Raw genomic sequence first — 17107 nt, 5'->3', positions numbered from 1 at the left:
ATTCTCCAGGGTTTTGTTTTTTATGCTAAATTGGGTGAAAATTGACCTTCAGAAATGGCTCAAAAATCGATTTTCTACTTTTTTTCGATAATGTATATCAAACTCGAAAATTCGTTCGAAAAAAGTGCCTTTACGTTAGAAATAGTTCCGTAGATGACTGCTTTAAGCCAAAATAGCGGTGATTTTTTATACTTTTCGCTCAACATAGAGATGTAAAATGAGTCAAGGACCAAAGGTTTGATTTTTCTCATTTTCCAATTCGGTTTTTTTGAAATTAAATTTTCCATACCGTTTTTAGAGAAATGATAAATGTGTCTTGGTACATCATATGCTGCCCAATATTCTTTATAATGTTTTGCATCATAAGAAGTGGGGTTGGGAACAGCAATAATCAACAAACCTTTCTCTTTCAATTTTCCGTGAAATATTTCCAGCATCTCATCCTGATTTTCTATATGTTCAAATACGTGCCATAATGTAATGGCATCCAAACTGTTGTCGGGAATGGTTTGAATAGTATCAAGTATTGCAGCTTTGGATATTTTACTGAGTGCAGCTTTTCTGGCGTCTGCATCAGGTTCAAAACCAAAAGTTTCAAAATCGTTTTCTATATACTTCACAAATTCTCCGGCGCCACAACCATAATCCAGAACTTTTGATCCTTTTTTGATTCTGTCTGCAAGAATATTTCTTTTGTATTGGAGATTAAAAGACTGCAGGAACTTGTAAAGTTTTTCTTTTAAACTTCCTGAATCCTGGTGATGGGAAATATAATCTTCGCTTTCGTAATATCTGGAAATATTGGATGGAATAGGGGAGGTCTTAAAAACTCCTTTTGTTTCCGTTTCTTTAATTTCAAATATTTCCTGTGAAAGAAAATGATCTTTTATTCTCATGAAATGATATCTTGATATTTTTAAAACAAGGGCATTATATATTAGATTACACTCTCATAAATACCCTTATTTTTGCTTTTAATTTAGAAATGTTTCACGTGAAACATTTTTCATTTAACGTCCTAAATAGACCAGTAAAACGTTTATATCGGCTGGGGAAACACCACTGATTCTTCCTGCCTGTGCAATGGTTTTAGGTCTTACATTGGACATTTTTTGTTTTGCTTCAGAAGAAAGACTTGAAAGGCTTTTATAATCAAAGTCTTCAGGAATTTTAATGTTTTCCAAACGGTTAAGTTTGGCAACATTTTCTTTTTCCTTTTCAATATAGCCTTTGTATTTAATATTAATTTCAGCCTGCTCTCTTATTTCATCATCATATCTGGACGAAAATTCTTTAATAGTATCTATTTCATCCAGTTTATCTAATGTGATATTAGGTCTGGTAAGAAATTGTGCAGCTTTATAAGCTTGGTCTACAGGATTACTTTCTGCTTTTTCAAGAATAGGGTTGATGATGCCTGGTTTTAAAGAAGTTTCTCTTAAAAACTCTTCAAGTTCCTGACTTTTAGATACTTTGGTTTCAACTTTTCTTAATCTGTCTTCTTTTGCAAGTCCCAAGTCGAATGCTTTTTGAGTAAGTCTGATATCGGCATTATCCTGTCTCAGTAAAAGCCTGTATTCCGCACGGGAAGTAAACATTCTGTAAGGTTCTTCTGTTCCTTTTGTGATCAAATCATCAATCAAAACTCCGATATAAGCTTCATCCCTGTTTAAAATAAAGTCTTCTTTGTCGTGTACTTTATTGTGAGCGTTGATACCTGCAATTAAACCCTGTCCTGCTGCTTCTTCATATCCTGTAGTACCATTGATCTGGCCTGCAAAATATAAATTGTCAATCAATTTGGTTTCTAAGGTATGCTTTAACTGGGTAGGAGGGAAGTAGTCATATTCAATAGCATAGCCGGGACGGAAAACTTTTACGTTTTCAAATCCTGGAATCTGCTTCATTGCTTTTATTTGGACATCCTCCGGAAGTGACGAGCTGAACCCGTTTACATAGATTTCAACAGTTTTCCAACCTTCCGGTTCTACAAAAAGCTGGTGTCTCGTTCTTTCTGCAAAACGATTGATCTTATCTTCAATACTTGGGCAGTATCTTGGCCCTAAACTTTGAATGGTTCCATTAAACATCGGACTCCTGTCGAAACCTTCTCGTAAAATATCATGTACCGTTTCGTTGGTATAAACGATATGACAGCTTAATTGTTTTGTTAATTTAGGTGTATCCATATAGCTGAACTTTTGAGGATTTTCATCTCCTTTCTGTTCTTCCATTTTGGAATAATCCAGGCTTCTACCATCCACGCGGGGTGGGGTTCCTGTTTTCATTCTTCCGGCTTCGAAACCTAAACTTACAAGCTGCTCGGTAATTCCGAAAGCTCTCGGTTCACCCATTCTTCCTCCACCTAATTGTTTATCTCCTACATGTATCAATCCGTTCAAAAATGTTCCGTTGGTAAGAACTACGGATTTAGCTTTTATTTCAATTCCTAAAGAAGTAATAACTCCGGTTACCTTATTATTTTCTACAATAAGCTGTTTCACCATATCCTGAAAGAAATCAAGATTTGGGGTATTCTCTAATGCAAGTCTCCATTCTTCCGCAAAAAGCATTCTGTCATTTTGGGTTCTTGGGGACCACATGGCAGGACCTTTAGAAAGGTTCAGCATTTTGAACTGGATGGCAGATTTATCGGCTACGATTCCGGAGTATCCTCCCATAGCATCAATTTCTCTTACAATCTGTCCTTTTGCGATTCCTCCCATGGCCGGGTTGCAGCTCATTTGTCCAATGGTCTGCATATTCATAGTAACGAGCAGGGTCTTTGAACCTAGGTTCGCAGCAGCGGCTGCAGCTTCACATCCTGCATGTCCGGCACCTACTACAATTACGTCGTATATTTCTGAAATCATTTTTTATATTGCTTATTTAAAGCTCTTTATTTACACTGTTTTTCATGAATGTTTCACGTGAAACATTTTCGAAGAATATACTCCAAATGAGCTTCTATACTTGCTATAATTGAGTGCTTTACGGATTGTTCTTTAAGCAAATCTTCAATTTGTTAAGGATTTGTTTCCTTATATTTAGACAGGTACAGATCTTCCATTCTTCGCATTTCTTTCTCTTCTTCTTCCGTTTTATCCTTGTATCCTGCAAGGTGAAGGATTCCATGGGCGAGGACTCTTTTTAATTCTTCCTCATAATCTCTGGAAAGGGTAGAAGCATTGTCCGAAATTCGCTGCAAAGATACGAAAATCTCTCCGCTTATTGTTTTACCTTTTACATAATCGAAAGTGATGATATCGGTATAGTAATCATGCTGCAGATAATCCTGATTAATCTTCAGAAGATATTCATCATCACAGAAAATATAATTGATTTCTCCTGGTTTTTTTCCTTCCGAAAGAATAATATCTTCCAGCCATTTTTGATAATCTGTATTGACAGATTCCTGTAAGTTTTCGTAAAAGAATTGTATCATTGTATTAAAACCAGTGTCCTAAAATAACACTGAATATGCCTTTTTGATTGTTTTTAAGTGAGTGGCTAAAGTTGATTTTAATCTGCCCGAATGGAGATTTGTATCCAGCCGTAAGTCCTACTGAGCTATAATTTACTTTAACTGTATTTTCAAAGTTGATATCGTCCGAAAGGTTAGCAAAGCTGAAATTTCCGCTCAGGAAATAGTTTTTGTTGAATTTAAACTGAATATCATTAGAGACAAGGATGACATTATTGGTATTAAGCTGTGCGAAATAAAAACCTCCGAAATTCCTGAAGTTGATTATATTCTGTTCAAAAATTCCTCCCAGTCTGTATTGGTAAAATTCCGGCAGATCGTCCCCGATTGTAATTCCCCCGTAAAGGTTAAGACGGTAGGAAAACTGTTTGGAAAGGGGAACATTCAGCCTGATATCAGCTTTAACCTGGATAATTCTCTTTTCAACTTCAGATTTCAAAAGATCGACTACTTTTCCTTCAGCATTGATGTAAATACCTCTGGAAGGGAAATCTTTATCATTCTGGGTATCGCTTTTTAAGAATACGTAAGGATTTAGAAATCTCATATATCTTTCGTGTTCGCCATTGATCTCTGCTCCGAAATAATCGTGGCTGATACCGCCTCCGATGGCAAATTTATCCCTCCATACAGACTGTATAAAGGCCTCATTCCTGAACCATTCCCATTTATCAATCACATTATTGTCTATATTTTTAAGGTCAAAGCTCATTCCGGAAGAATAAATACCGAAGCCCGGAATATATCCGTTATCTATAAAATAATTCAGATAGTATCTGGGTTTGTCACCTACAACTACATCGAGTGAAAGATTTGAATTTTTGAATAAAAGTCGTTTTCCTGAGTAATTCATAAGAAGACCGGTCTTGAATACTTCATCATAATGCAGTCCAACTTTCAGGAAATGGCGTGCATCATCTTCCGTAACGTATAGTTTAAGGTAATTAGCATCATTTTCCGGGATAATATCATAGTTGATAAAACGGTAATTGTTGGTAGCCACCAGTTTATCTATTTTTTTGTTGATAGAGCCGTAAGTCTGCATGGAAGGTAGGCGGAGACTCATTTTCCCGAGAACATAATTTTTACCGTAAATACGGCCTCCATCCAGTGAGATGCTGTCAATCTTATATACATTGGAATATATTGGATTTACGCGCTCCCTGAGACGGTCAAACTGGCGTTTTGGAAGCTGATCCAATACCGCGGCATATTTTTTCCCTTCTGCATACCCGCTGTCGAGAATTTTTTTCTTCTCGTCGTAACTGGTTGCGGTCATGCCTTTCAAATCAGGTTTTATATTAATATCTGTGTATTTGTATTGCTTTTTTGTATCTCTTTTGATTCCGAAATCAATAACCTGGTTCAGAATTGAAATAATGTTGTTTAAATCCTCTCTTTTCGATAAATCCTGGTTAAGGTCCACACCGATCACGATATCGATTCCTTTGTCCTTTAACGGCTTTGAAGGATAATTAACGGTCATAGCTCCGTCTATGTATATACTGTCACCAATCTTAACGGGATCCATTAGTGATGGAAATGCTGAACTCGCCATAATGGACTGTACAAGATCTCCTTTTTCAAAAATCTCCATATTACCGCTTTCCAGATTGGTGGCAACACACATGAACGGGATTGGCAATTTGGAAAAATCATCAATGTTCGAAACATTTTTGAAAAGTTCCTTCAGAAGATATACATTTCTCTGGCCGGAACTTATAGAAGAGGGTAGGGATATTTTTCCGTTCTTTAAAGGAATGGAAAGAAGATATTTATCTACCGATTTATTAAAGAAAGAAGATTCCTGCCTGGATTTCGGATCCATGATGAGAGAATAGAAATCCGTATCCATTACGATTTTTTCTATTTCTTTCCCCGAATATCCTGAAGCATACAACCCGCCCACGATGGCACCCATACTGGTCCCGGAGATATAATCGACCTTTACTCCCAATGAATCCAATACTTTCAGTACCCCGACATGTGAAAATCCTTTGGCGCCGCCACCCGCAAGTGAAAGACCGATTCTTGGATTTTTTGGTATAACCAGATCCTTTTTCACTTGGGAATGGATCATAAGGAGTTGAAATACGAAGAGAAGGATCAGGAGTTTTCTCATAACTAGTCTTTTATATAAATCCGTTTCACCCGGGGCGAAATGGAGGTTAACACTTCATAGGTTATAGTTTTGCAGTAGCCTGCGAATTCTTTTAAACTTGGTTTTGCATTAAAAACGGTAACAGTGTCACCTTCCTTTACATTAGGTATTTGGTCTACATTGATCATCATCATGTCCATACAGATATTTCCGACGATAGGAGCCAGTATTTTGTGAACGCCAACATTTCCTACCTGGTTCCCGATTAATCTAGGAATTCCGTCTGCATAACCTACCGGAATAGTGGCAATCTTAGTGGCATGATCGGGTTTATATTTTCTGCTGTACCCAACGGATTCACCACTGCTCACTATTGATATCTGTGAAATTACGGTTTTAAAACTTACCACAGACTGAAGCTGTTTTTGTATTTCACTATTTGGTGATTCTCCCAGCATTCCAATCCCTATTCTCACCATGTCATATTGGTGATCAGTATAGCTCGTTATTCCTGAAGAATTAAGAATATGGCGGATGGGAGTGTAGCCCAGTTTTTCAATGAGGTAAGAGGAATTTTTTTCGAAGACTTCAAGTTGTTTGTAGGTGAATTCCTTCTCCTCAGGCACATCAGAAGATGATAAATGACTGAATAAACTCTGAACTTTTACATTCTTATGGCTTAAAGTTTCACTGAGCTCATCCAATTCAAAATCCTTAAAACCAAGACGGTGCATTCCGGTTTCCAATTTAATGTGGATCGGGTATTTTTTATCGTAGCCTGATTTCTGTACTGCCTCGTAGAACAATTCCAAAACCCTGAAACTGTAAATTTCCGGTTCCAGATTATATTCAATAATAGCCTCGTAACTGTGCTGTTCAGGATTCATCACCACAATAGGAGTGGTGATCCCTTTTTTACGAAGTTCCACACCTTCATCTGCATAGGCAACTCCAAGATAATCGATATGATGATGCTGCAGGAATTCAGAAATTTCATAGCTTCCCAATCCATAAGCATTTGCTTTTACCATAGCCATCATTTTGGTTCCCGGTTTCAGCAGGGATTTATGATAGTTGATGTTATGAAGAATAGCATTCAGATTAATTTCCAGAACGGTGTCATGTTTTCTGAGTTCAAGGATATCTTTAAGCTTTTCAATCTCAAATTTTCTTGCTCCTTTAAGAAGAATAATCTGGTTTTCTATTTCAGTAAGTCGTTTACTATCAATTAATTCCTGAGTACTGACAAAAGTAGAGGTTTTAGCTTTAAATAATTCACTGAATTTTGATATTTCATCGCCGATCAGGAATACAAAGTCAAAATTCTGGTCATTCACCAGCTCAGAAACTTCCTCGTACAGTTCTTTAGAATTGGAATTTACCCCTACAATATCCGTCAGTACCAAAGATTTTTTAGGTTTATTGTATTCATTCAGAAACTGAAGAGCTGTTTTCAGGGAGTCCAGATCCAGGTTAAAAGAGTCATTGATAACAATATTATTTTTAACGCCTTCAATAGCTTCCAGACGCATTTCTACAGCTTTTAAGGAATTGATTTTTTCAATAATCTTCAGATTATCGATCTTCAGCTCCTTTAAAACGGTAATCAATGCCAGGGCATTGGTGAGTGTGGCTTCGTCTCTCTGATGAACAGGGAAGGAGATCTCTTCGTCAATGTAAACAACCGTTATATTTTCATCCTTAGAAACATCTTCTTTAATGAAAACCTGGTTATCTTTCTTAAGACCGTAAGAGATTAATTTTTTGGTTGAATATAATTCGTGTATTTTTTTGCTGACTAATGAATTATCGCCATTGTAAATAATGACTTCAGAAGCTTTAAAAAGTTTTATTTTTTCGTCAATAAGTTCTTCTTCAGATTGAAAATTGGCTGCATGGGCATTCCCAATATGGGTTAGAAGACCTATTTGAGGATGGAATATTCTTTCCAGCTTTTCCATTTCGTGAGGCTTTGAAATTCCTACTTCAAAAATTCCAAGCTCATAAGAGTTGTTGATCTGGAGAAGGGAAAGGGGAAGCCCGATCTGGGAATTGAAACTCTTTGGACTTTTTACAGTCGGAAATTCATTCCACAAACATTGGTAAAGCCATTCCTTCAGGATGGTTTTCCCGTTGCTTCCTGTAATTCCGATAGATTTAAGATGAGAGTTTTCAAAATGATATTGAGCTAATTTCTGAAGGAAATCTACTGAATTGTCAACAATGATCCATGTAATATGTTCAAACCCTGGATACTGATGCTCGGAAATAATCACATCAATACCGCGGTCCACTGCAGACTCAATGAATTTTTCACCGGAATTCTTATGCGTATTGATCGCAATAAATGCCGTATTCTTCGTTGAATAAATAATCCTGCTGTCAAATGCTATATTCCGGATCAATAGGTTTTCGTCTCCAATGATTTTCGCATTGGTGATCTCTGCAATTTGTTTTACTGTATAGTTCATTGGTACCCCCTTCTGCTTTATTTTTTTAGCGAAATGGCAAAAGGTAAAATAGTAAAAGGGGAGATGTATGAGATCATCTGGTTTTCCCTTGTTAAATATTCTACAGTGTAGCTTTTTCGCTTTTCATTTTATATTAAATAGCCATTTTTATATTTGCTGCTTTGCTTTACAGCTATTTTCTTTTTGAAAGAACTTCGTCAATAAAAACACGGCGGCTTACTGCTTCATAGCTTTCGGTTTCGCCAAGTTCTACCAGATCATTTCCCTGTGAAGTCCTCATTGAATAATTGGCCAGATTACCCGTTCTCTTGCAAATAGCATGCACTTTTGTGACATATTCCGCCGTTGCCATCAGATTGGGCATAGGTCCGAACGGACGTCCAAGGAAATCCATATCGAGACCGGCGATCACTACTCTTATGCCGCTGTTGGCAAGCTGATTGGCAATATCAACAATGCTTTCATCAAAAAACTGCGCTTCATCTATTCCCACCACATCGCAGTTGGAAGCCAGGAGGAGAATTTCATTGGGATTATCTACTGCCGTACTCCGGATCTTGTTCTGATTGTGAGAAACGACGTCATCTTCGGAATATCGTATATCCAGTCTCGGTTTAAAAATTTCCACGTTCTGCCCTGCCATTTCTGCTCTGCGCAATCTCCGGATCAACTCCTCGGTTTTCCCGGAAAACATAGAGCCACAAATAACTTCCATCCAACCACTTTGTTTGGAATGATTAATTGTATTTTCTAAAAACATTTGTTAAATTAGCCGTATATTTTTAAGATCAAAAGTAAGCAATTTTAATAAGATTCTTATTATGCAAAACATCCAAGATTTAAAGGAAAAAATTTTTTTTGAATCCAAAAATATCATTGATATTTTGGAGAAAATAAACAATGTAGACGAATTACTTTCCAAGCAGGATCTTGTGGATGAGCTTGCGAACCGGATCTCTTTTTTAAGGCTTCTGGAAAAAAATATTGAGTATTTTATTACAGATCATCCACAACAGAATACAGAGAATCAATATGTTTCTTTAAATTCGGATGATGTACACGAGTCTCATCATGAAGTAACGGAAGAAGAGGCCATTTTCAATAATGAGTTTAATGAAATTGATGAAAACGGGAATGAAAATTATTCAGAGACATCAGCAGATGAAGAGGAAAAATTCAATCATCAGCTTGATGAGATCGTAGAAAATGAATTCCACGAAAACATTGTGAGTTTTGCAGAGGAAATTAACGGGCAGGAGGCGGTTGCTCATGAAAAGACTCCTCACAACGAAATGACGGAAGAAGAAGCTGTTTTCAATAACCAGCTGAATGAAATTGATGAAAACGAAACTTTCAACGCCAGTGAAAAAGTGTTCAGCTTTATTGATGAAGAAAGAGTTCTTGCAGATGCGAAGCCTGATAATGATGAAGATCTGAATGAAGATTTATTTATTAATGAACTGACAGAAGAAGAGGCGGTTTTTAACAATCAACTCAATGAAATTGACGAAGATGAAGAAATGGTTTCACATGAAACAATTGCTTCAGATGACCTGCTGAAAGAAGAAACGACGCACAAAGAAGCTGCAGATAGAGCCAGAGAACAGACAGAAAGAATTCCAAGCATATTCGATCCGGAAATGCTGGAAGATGAAATTCTGATTGAAGAAAATGAAGAACAGTTCATGGTGAACAGCGCTGGCATTGACCAGGGAGAAATGCTAACGGAAACATCCAATGTGGAGGGAATTCTGAGTGAAATAAAACATGACGTTCCTTCTGAAGAAAAAGAAGAGACGATCCTCGCAGAAGTGTACGACAGAAGAAAAATCGTTGAAATAGACAAACCTCTTTCGGAAAAAGAAAAACATGCTTCTGATGAAAGCTTCGAAGATCTGGATGCTTATCAGCGGGAGAAAAAAATAAAGCTGGCCAATATCAAAGGCCTTAAGGTGGTACAGAGCCTTTTTGATGATGATCCTCTTGAAAGAGAGGTTCCTAAGGAAAAACCGACACCCGAAGCTAAAGAAGACGCAGGAAGCATCCTTAAAACTAACATTCCTACCAATTTTATGGAAGCTGATAAGGTAAAACCGGAGTTCAGACTGGATCTGAATGACAGGATTGCTTTTTCAAAAATGCTGTTTGGGGGAAGCCAGTCGGACCTTAACGAAACGGTGGCCCGCCTGAACGGATTCAGAAATCTGGAAGAAGCAAAAGAATATCTCAGCGATCTTTATTACGAAAGAAAGTGGAGTAAAGTAGATGAATATGCCCAGAGACTCTGGATATTGGTAGAAAATAAATTCTTATAAATTTTGAGCGGAATCTTATATTTTGTTCCCACACCCGTCGGGAACTTAGAAGATATGACCTTCAGGGCGATAAAAGTCCTTAAGGAAGTTGATTATATTTTGTGTGAAGACACCAGGACATCAGGAATACTTTTAAAGCATTTCGAGATCTCCAAACCTTTAAAATCCTATCACCTTCATAATGAACACCAGGCTACTGAAAAAGTGATCGGTGACCTTAAAAACGGGCAGAATATTGCCATTATTACAGATGCGGGAACTCCCGGAATTTCAGATCCTGGTTATCTTCTGGCCAAAGCGGGATCCGATAACAACATCGAAATGATCTGCCTTCCCGGAGCAACAGCCTTAATTCCGGCACTTGTGGTTTCAGGACTTCCCAATAATGAGTTTCTTTTTGCAGGATTCCTTCCCCAGAAAAAAGGAAGGCAGACCAAGCTGAAACAGCTTGCAGAAGAAAAAAAGACGATTGTTTTATATGAAAGTCCGCATAAGATTAACACCACTCTGGAGCAGATCAGAGAATTCTTTGGTGAAGAAACAAAAGCAAGCCTGAGCAGGGAAATTTCCAAAAAGTTTGAAGAAACCAAACGCGGAACAATCAGTGAATTAATAGAATTTTCCAAAAGTAAAACTTTAAAAGGAGAGATTGTTCTTATTGTAAATAACTCTATTTAATACCATTGAAAAACTTAGTTTTTGCACTGTGCTCATCAGTGTGTATGGCCCAGACCAATCAGTATACCAAGATTCTTTTATCCAAAAAGATCGGAAAGGAAGTAAGTTCCTATTCGGGAGGATATGGAACGGTGTATGATTCCGGAACAAAAACACAAGGGATTGTAGATTCACTGGGGAATATAACCTTTGAATCCCGGTCCGGTATTTCACATATCTTTAAAAACAGATTCATCCTTACTTCTCAGGAATCCGGAAGAATAAAATCAACTGTTATTGATGAAAAAGGAAATCAGCTCCTTCCTTTAGATGAACAGACGTTCAATACACCCTGGCTCAGCGATGAACGTATTATTTCTTCAAAAGCGGGTAAAGATGCGGTTTATGACTATAACGGGAGGCTGATCATTCCGTATTCAGACAGAATCCAGTTTGCCGGGGAAGACCGCTTTTTTGTTCTGAAAGATAAACAATGGTTCCTTTATGATCCTGAAGGAAAGCAAGTCAACAGCAGAGGTCTTAAATCGGATTTTCACTTTGAAAACGGGAGGGCTTTGATCATTAATGAAACCAATGAAAGTGAGATCATAGGGAAAGATGGGCAAACCCTGCACAAATTTTCCAGGCAGGTTTACAATTCAGATGCTTATCCTTACCTGATTACCAAAAATAAAACAACAGGAAAATACGGCCTTATTGATACTGAAGAAAATATTCTGGCTGAGGAGATGTTTGATGAAGCCACACCGGAATATTTTGGAGAGAAAAAATATATTTATCTGAGAAAAAAAGGAAAAGCGACCGTTTTCAGTAAGGAAGACCGAAATCTTTATCCCGCAAACTTCAAATATCTGACCCCTTTGTTTGACCATCTTTTCACGGTTTACAATGATAAGACAGGTAAAACCGGAATCGTCAATCTGCAGGGAGAAATTATTTATCCCCAGGAATATGATTTCATCCGGAATTTCAACATCTCAGGCAAAGATTTTATTTACCTTAAAAAAGCAGAACAAGAACAGCTTCTGGATAAGGACCTGAAAAATATTCTGGAAGAGAATACCCGGATCATTGCCTTCTATCCGGACCGGCTTATCATTAAAAAACAAGATGCTTATTATCATTTTTCCGTATTGGATAAGTCTGTTTCAGTAATGAAAGATATTGCTTCCATTAAAGAACAGCTGCCTGATTTTTTTAATATTTTCAATCTCTATTCAAAACCTGTCGTATGCAGAAACAGCAGCGGGATGTATGGCATAATAGATGAGAAAGGGAAGGAGATCGTTCCTTTTACATATGATGATATTATTGCCTTTGAAAATTCTGAGAATGAATTTGTAGTAAAGAAACAGGATAAATATGGCGTTTTAAACTTTCAGAATGAGCCTTTGAAGGATATTGTTTATGACAAATATTACTGGCAGAAAGAAGTTTTGAGGCTGGATAAGGATAAAAAAACCGATATTCTTTATTTCACAAGATTTAAGAATAAAGGGAACCGTCTTTGAAATATGATAAAAAACAGAGAAAAAAATTCACTAATTTGATGATTTCAAATATATTGAATAACAAATTATAATATCTTTGCGGACTGATTAATTTGTATAAAATTAAATATGCTAAATTGCCGTTTTTTAAAGACGGAAGAATTTACCACGAATATAATTATCAAGAGATATGATGAAACTATTAGAAGGAAAAGTAGCACTAATTACCGGAGCTACAAGAGGAATCGGAAAGAAAATCGCTGAAATGTACGCTGAACAGGGTGCAAAAGTAGCATTTACTTATGCCGGCTCTGTAGAAAAAGCCAAGGAATTGGAAGCAGCTTTAAGTTCTGTAACCCAGATCAAGGGATATCAGTCTGACGCATCAGATTACGATGCAGCTCAAAAATTAATCGATGATGTAATGGAAGAGTTCGGGAAAATTGATATTCTGATCAACAATGCAGGGATCACAAGAGACAACCTGCTGTTGAGAATGACTAAAGAGGACTGGGACAAAGTAATGAGAATCAATTTGGATTCGGTATTTAACCTTACAAAAGCGGTGATCAAACCAATGATGAAAGCTAAATCAGGATCTATTATCAATATGACCTCTGTAGTTGGGATCAGCGGAAACGCCGGACAGTCCAATTATGCAGCTTCTAAAGCCGGAGTGATAGGATTCACAAAATCCATCGCACTGGAATTAGGATCAAGAAACATCAGATGTAACGCTGTGGCACCAGGATTCACTGAAACTGAAATGACTGCTGATCTGGATGAAAAAACACTTCAGGCATGGAGAGACAGAATTCCGATGAAGAGACCCGGGCAGACCAGCGATGTAGCCAATGCCTGTGTATTCTTAGGAAGCGAGATGGCTTCTTACATCACAGGACAAACCCTGAACGTAGACGGCGGAATGCTGACTTAATAAAACAAACAAAACCGGCTGTACATCATTTGTACAGCCGGTTTTTATTTCTGTCAGATCAAAAAAGAAAAAATCTGCGCAATCTGCAAAATCAGCGAGAGCCTGATTTACTATAAGAGATCAATCTTTAAATATCTGGTTCTCCTGCTCCTGAACCCTGATAAAAGTAGTCCTTTTAGACAATTCTTTCAGTTTGGAAGCTCCTACATAAGTACATGTAGAACGCACGCCACCCAAAATATCTTTCACCGTTTCCGAAACAGGACCTTTGTAAGCCGCTTTCACTGTTTTTCCTTCCGAAGCACGGTATTCTGCCACGCCTCCCGAATGCTTATCCATTGCTGTTTTTGAACTCATCCCATAAAACAAACGGTATTTTTTACCATTTTCTTCAATGATTTCGCCACCGCTTTCATCATGCCCGGCAAACATTCCGCCCAACATTACAAAATCTGCGCCTCCACCGAAGGCTTTGGCTACATCTCCGGGAACTTTACAGCCTCCGTCAGCGATAATATGTCCTCCAAGGCCGTGTGCAGCATCAGAACATTCTATAATTGCAGAAAGCTGAGGATAACCTACTCCTGTTTTCACTCTTGTTGTACATACCGAACCGGGTCCGATGCCGACTTTAATAATATCTGCACCTACCAAAAGAAGCTCTTCTACCATTTCCCCGGTAACCACATTCCCTGCCATGATAATCTTATCGGGAAAATTGGTTCTTGCCTTCTTCACAAATCCAACGAAATGTTCGGAATAACCATTGGCTACATCTATGCAGAGAAACTCAATTTTTGGATGCTTTTCGAGGATCGTTTTAAGTTTTTCTTCATCCGCCTGGCCGGTACCGGTACTCAATGCGATATACTGGTAAATGCTTTCGGGCTGGCTGTCCAGGAAATGGCTCCATTCTTCAGGAGTATAATGTTTGTGAACGGCTGTAATGATTTTGTCTTTGGCAAGCTCTACGGCCATTTCAAAAGTTCCTACCGTGTCCATATTGGCTGCAATCAGAGGAACGCCGTTCCATTTCTTTTTGGTATGTCTGAAAGTGAACTCCCTTTCAAGGCTCACTTCCGAACGGGATTTTAAAGTAGAACGCTTTGGTCTGAACATCACATCTTTAAAACCTAGTTTTATATCATTTTCTATTCGCATTTTAATGAATGTATTTGTTGTTTAAAAATTAAAATTAGTAATTTACCTTAAATATACTACTTTTGACAGGATGGATTTCCCTGTTACTTTTCAGATTTTCGGTAAAACAGTTCTTGCACATCCTGTATTTGAAACCCTGGGTATTTTTCTGGGGATGCGGTTTTATTTTTATTTAAAAAGGAAATCAACCGAAAAACTGTCTTTCAATACTTCCGCAGCGGTACTCATCGGGGCAACGGCAGGAGCTTTAATTGGTTCAAAGCTTATCGGTAATCTTGAAGATCCTTATGCCTTATTTGAACATTTCAGCTTTAAAAGATTTTGGACCAATAACACCATTGTTGGCGGGTTGGCATTTGGGCTTATCGGGGTTGAACTGGCCAAAAAAATAGTAGGGCACAAAGAAAGTACCGGGGATTTGATTGTTTACCCTTTGATATTAGCCATAATCATTGGCAGAATCGGCTGTTTTCTTACGGGAGTTCACGAAGAAACTTATGGTTTGCCCACAACATCAGTATTCGGAATGCATCTTGGGGATGAATATCTGAGGCATCCGGTAGCCCTTTATGAAATTGCTTTTCTGATTATTCTATGGATCTTTTTAAAAAGGATTGAGAGCAAAAGAAAATATCCTTCAGGCTTTATTTTTCAGGTATTTATGCTGAGTTATTTTACATTCAGGTTCTTTTTGGATTTTATCAAACCTAAAGTCGGGATCATCGGAAATTTGGGAACGATTCAGCTGGTATCTCTTTCAGTGATTATTTACTACATTTATAAAATTAAAAACACCATAAAATTTAAATTATGAAAATGCTGACACTTCTGGAAGTTGGTAATCTCGGCGGCCTGGTCGTCATGATTATAGGAGTAATCATAGTAATTGCCTTAGTTGTTTCACTGGTTATAACCCTGATCGCAAAAGTTATTTACGAGTGGAATAACGACAGGAAATTCACAAAAAAACAGTTTTGGCAGACGATGCTTATTTCTTTGTTGATTTGTGGCCTGATCAGCGGTTTTGTTTGTGGAGGAATGTAAAAATTGAAATTATGCCGGTAAGAAATTATACCTATTACGACTATACCATAAGTCTTTGCCCGGAATGCCTGAAAAGGGTAGGAGCGAAGATCATTATTGAGGATGAAGCAGTTTTTATGACAAAAAGATGTCCTGATCACGGCTTTTTTAAGACCATGATTGCTTCAGATGTTCAGTATTACAAAAATATCAGAAACTACAATAAAGCCTCTGAAATGCCCGTTCATTTCGGAACTGATGTGGAATATGGCTGTCCGTACGATTGTGGTTTGTGCGTAGACCATGAGCAGCACAGCTGCCTTTCTATTGTGGAAGTTACTGACCGCTGTAATTTGACCTGTCCTACCTGTTATGCGATGTCTTCGCCGCATTATGGAAGTCACAGAACTTTGGAGCAGATTGAAGCCATGTTTGATACTATCGTTAAAAACGAGGGCGAGCCGGATGTTGTACAGATCAGTGGTGGTGAGCCGACAATTCATCCCGAGTTTTTTAAGATTATGGATATCGCCAAATCGAAACCGATTAAACATCTGATGCTCAATACCAACGGGATCCGTATTGCCAATGATCCCGGTTTTGCGGAGAAACTGGCAACTTATGCCCCGGAATTTGAAATTTACCTTCAGTTTGATTCTTTTAAACCGGAAGTTTTGCAAGATTTCAGAGGAAAAGATTTAACGGATGTCCGCATGAAAGCCCTGGAAAAATTAAATGAATTAAATCTTTCCACAACTTTGGTTATCGTTCTTCAGAAAGGAAAAAACATCGACGAGATTGGAAAATTAATTGATTTTGCTTTAAAACAGAAGTGCGTCCGCGGGATTACCTTCCAGCCGGTTGAAGTAGCAGGAAGAAACAGGGAGGATTCTGCCCATGAGAAAATTACTTTGACAGAAGTAAGGCAGGAAATTTTAAATCAGTTTCCACTTCTGAACGCCGATGATATTATCCCCGTTCCGTGTAATCCGGATGCTTTGGCAATGGGCTATATTTTGAAACTCGAAGGTGAAACCATTCCTCTTACAAGATATATTAACCCTGCCGATTTGCTGAATAATGAAACAAGAAATACTATTGTTTACGAACAGGATACGGGATTGCAAATGCAGCTTTTAGATATTTTCAGCACCGGGATTTCTGTAGATAAAGTTCAGCCTAAAGTCAACCAGTTACTGTGCTGTCTACCTGAAGTTTCAGCTCCGGATTTAGACTACGACAATCTCTTTAGAATTATCATCATGAATTTTATGGACGCCCACGATTTTGATGTGCGCGCTATCAAAAAATCTTGTGTTCACATTGTCAATAAAGATTTAAAAATGATTCCTTTCGAGACCATGAATTTATTTTACAGGGATGATAAAATTAAATACCTTGAGGAATTGAGAAAAGAGGATAAAATTTTATTTTAAAAATAATTTCC

General features: G+C 37.7%; 14 protein-coding genes. 7 read left to right on the top strand and 7 right to left on the bottom strand.

Annotated features, from left to right (window positions below; all coding sequences use genetic code 11):
* Positions 1–74: 74 nt before the first annotated feature.
* The 6 genes from BUB03_RS09785 to BUB03_RS09760 form a co-directional block, all read right to left on the bottom strand.
* A complete protein-coding gene (locus BUB03_RS09785) occupies positions 75–896 on the bottom strand; it encodes a class I SAM-dependent methyltransferase (RefSeq protein ID WP_040992983.1) in 822 nt (273 codons plus the stop codon).
* Positions 897–1010: 114 nt separating this feature from the next.
* Complete coding sequence (gene mnmG / locus BUB03_RS09780; protein ID WP_073062417.1) at positions 1011–2873, bottom strand: tRNA uridine-5-carboxymethylaminomethyl(34) synthesis enzyme MnmG; 1863 nt, start codon at positions 2871–2873, stop codon at positions 1011–1013.
* A gap of 152 nt (positions 2874–3025) precedes the next feature.
* Entirely contained in the window at positions 3026–3445 is a 420-nt protein-coding gene (gene ybeY / locus BUB03_RS09775) for an rRNA maturation RNase YbeY (RefSeq protein WP_040992986.1), read from the bottom strand.
* Between the two features lie 4 nt (positions 3446–3449).
* Positions 3450–5606 (bottom strand): patatin-like phospholipase family protein, encoded by a 2157-nt coding sequence (locus tag BUB03_RS09770; protein WP_073062414.1) that lies wholly within the window; start codon positions 5604–5606, stop codon positions 3450–3452.
* Positions 5607–5608: 2 nt separating this feature from the next.
* Entirely contained in the window at positions 5609–8056 is a 2448-nt protein-coding gene (locus tag BUB03_RS09765) for a bifunctional UDP-N-acetylmuramoyl-tripeptide:D-alanyl-D-alanine ligase/alanine racemase (RefSeq protein ID WP_073062411.1), read from the bottom strand.
* 172 nt (positions 8057–8228) lie between these two features.
* Entirely contained in the window at positions 8229–8816 is a 588-nt protein-coding gene (locus BUB03_RS09760) for a thymidine kinase (protein ID WP_073062409.1), read from the bottom strand.
* A 124-nt stretch (positions 8817–8940) separates the two neighbouring features.
* Here BUB03_RS09760 and BUB03_RS09755 point away from each other — a divergent pair, with 124 nt between their 5' ends.
* The 4 genes from BUB03_RS09755 to fabG all read left to right on the top strand — a co-directional run bounded on the left by BUB03_RS09755 (position 8941) and on the right by fabG (position 13476).
* On the top strand, positions 8941–10371 hold the full coding sequence (locus BUB03_RS09755) for a hypothetical protein (protein WP_228417822.1): 1431 nt from the start codon (positions 8941–8943) through the stop codon (positions 10369–10371).
* A 3-nt stretch (positions 10372–10374) separates the two neighbouring features.
* Entirely contained in the window at positions 10375–11049 is a 675-nt protein-coding gene (gene rsmI, locus BUB03_RS09750) for a 16S rRNA (cytidine(1402)-2'-O)-methyltransferase (RefSeq protein WP_040992995.1), read from the top strand.
* A gap of 44 nt (positions 11050–11093) precedes the next feature.
* Positions 11094–12560 (top strand): WG repeat-containing protein, encoded by a 1467-nt coding sequence (locus BUB03_RS09745; protein ID WP_073062405.1) that lies wholly within the window; start codon positions 11094–11096, stop codon positions 12558–12560.
* A gap of 172 nt (positions 12561–12732) precedes the next feature.
* Positions 12733–13476: a 3-oxoacyl-[acyl-carrier-protein] reductase gene (fabG, locus tag BUB03_RS09740; protein ID WP_040993000.1), complete on the top strand. Its 744-nt coding sequence runs from the start codon at positions 12733–12735 to the stop codon at positions 13474–13476.
* Between the two features lie 120 nt (positions 13477–13596).
* Here fabG and BUB03_RS09735 read toward each other — a convergent pair whose 3' ends face one another.
* Positions 13597–14637 carry a GMP reductase gene (locus BUB03_RS09735; protein ID WP_073062403.1) on the bottom strand — a complete coding sequence of 347 codons (1041 nt, stop codon included), beginning with the start codon at positions 14635–14637 and terminating at the stop codon, positions 13597–13599.
* 70 nt (positions 14638–14707) lie between these two features.
* On the opposite strand from BUB03_RS09735, the gene BUB03_RS09730 reads away from it, so the two are divergent.
* Genes BUB03_RS09730 through BUB03_RS09720 form a run of 3 tightly spaced genes read left to right on the top strand, consistent with a single transcriptional unit; the run spans position 14708 to position 17096 of the window.
* The gene (locus tag BUB03_RS09730; RefSeq protein ID WP_073062400.1) at positions 14708–15451 is read left to right on the top strand and encodes a prolipoprotein diacylglyceryl transferase; all 744 of its coding nucleotides are present in this window, start codon (positions 14708–14710) and stop codon (positions 15449–15451) included.
* On the top strand, positions 15448–15681 hold the full coding sequence (locus BUB03_RS09725) for a hypothetical protein (protein ID WP_040993006.1): 234 nt from the start codon (positions 15448–15450) through the stop codon (positions 15679–15681). The genes BUB03_RS09730 and BUB03_RS09725 overlap by 4 nt, the downstream gene beginning before the upstream one ends.
* Positions 15682–15692: 11 nt before the next feature.
* Entirely contained in the window at positions 15693–17096 is a 1404-nt protein-coding gene (locus BUB03_RS09720) for a radical SAM protein (protein ID WP_073062398.1), read from the top strand.
* Positions 17097–17107: the final 11 nt, after the last annotated feature.

Origin of the sequence: Chryseobacterium oranimense (assembly GCF_900129755.1) — a bacterium.
GTDB classification, from domain to species: domain Bacteria; phylum Bacteroidota; class Bacteroidia; order Flavobacteriales; family Weeksellaceae; genus Chryseobacterium; species Chryseobacterium oranimense.
Note: the sequence above shows the minus strand (reverse complement) of the source record. Positions and strands in the feature narration are given on the sequence as shown.

What these genes read in the sequence shown, in the direction of transcription:
- BUB03_RS09785 (WP_040992983.1), bottom strand. Translation starts at nt 896, where the DNA reads ATGAGAATAAAAGATCATTTTCTTTCACAGGAAATATTTGAAATTAAA.
- mnmG (WP_073062417.1), bottom strand. Translation starts at nt 2,873, where the DNA reads ATGATTTCAGAAATATACGACGTAATTGTAGTAGGTGCCGGACATGCA.
- ybeY (WP_040992986.1), bottom strand. Translation starts at nt 3,445, where the DNA reads ATGATACAATTCTTTTACGAAAACTTACAGGAATCTGTCAATACAGAT.
- BUB03_RS09770 (WP_073062414.1), bottom strand. Translation starts at nt 5,606, where the DNA reads ATGAGAAAACTCCTGATCCTTCTCTTCGTATTTCAACTCCTTATGATC.
- BUB03_RS09765 (WP_073062411.1), bottom strand. Translation starts at nt 8,056, where the DNA reads ATGAACTATACAGTAAAACAAATTGCAGAGATCACCAATGCGAAAATC.
- BUB03_RS09760 (WP_073062409.1), bottom strand. Translation starts at nt 8,816, where the DNA reads ATGTTTTTAGAAAATACAATTAATCATTCCAAACAAAGTGGTTGGATG.
- BUB03_RS09745 (WP_073062405.1), top strand. Translation starts at nt 11,094, where the DNA reads ATGGCCCAGACCAATCAGTATACCAAGATTCTTTTATCCAAAAAGATC.
- fabG (WP_040993000.1), top strand. Translation starts at nt 12,733, where the DNA reads ATGAAACTATTAGAAGGAAAAGTAGCACTAATTACCGGAGCTACAAGA.
- BUB03_RS09735 (WP_073062403.1), bottom strand. Translation starts at nt 14,637, where the DNA reads ATGCGAATAGAAAATGATATAAAACTAGGTTTTAAAGATGTGATGTTC.
- BUB03_RS09730 (WP_073062400.1), top strand. Translation starts at nt 14,708, where the DNA reads ATGGATTTCCCTGTTACTTTTCAGATTTTCGGTAAAACAGTTCTTGCA.
- BUB03_RS09725 (WP_040993006.1), top strand. Translation starts at nt 15,448, where the DNA reads ATGAAAATGCTGACACTTCTGGAAGTTGGTAATCTCGGCGGCCTGGTC.
- BUB03_RS09720 (WP_073062398.1), top strand. Translation starts at nt 15,693, where the DNA reads ATGCCGGTAAGAAATTATACCTATTACGACTATACCATAAGTCTTTGC.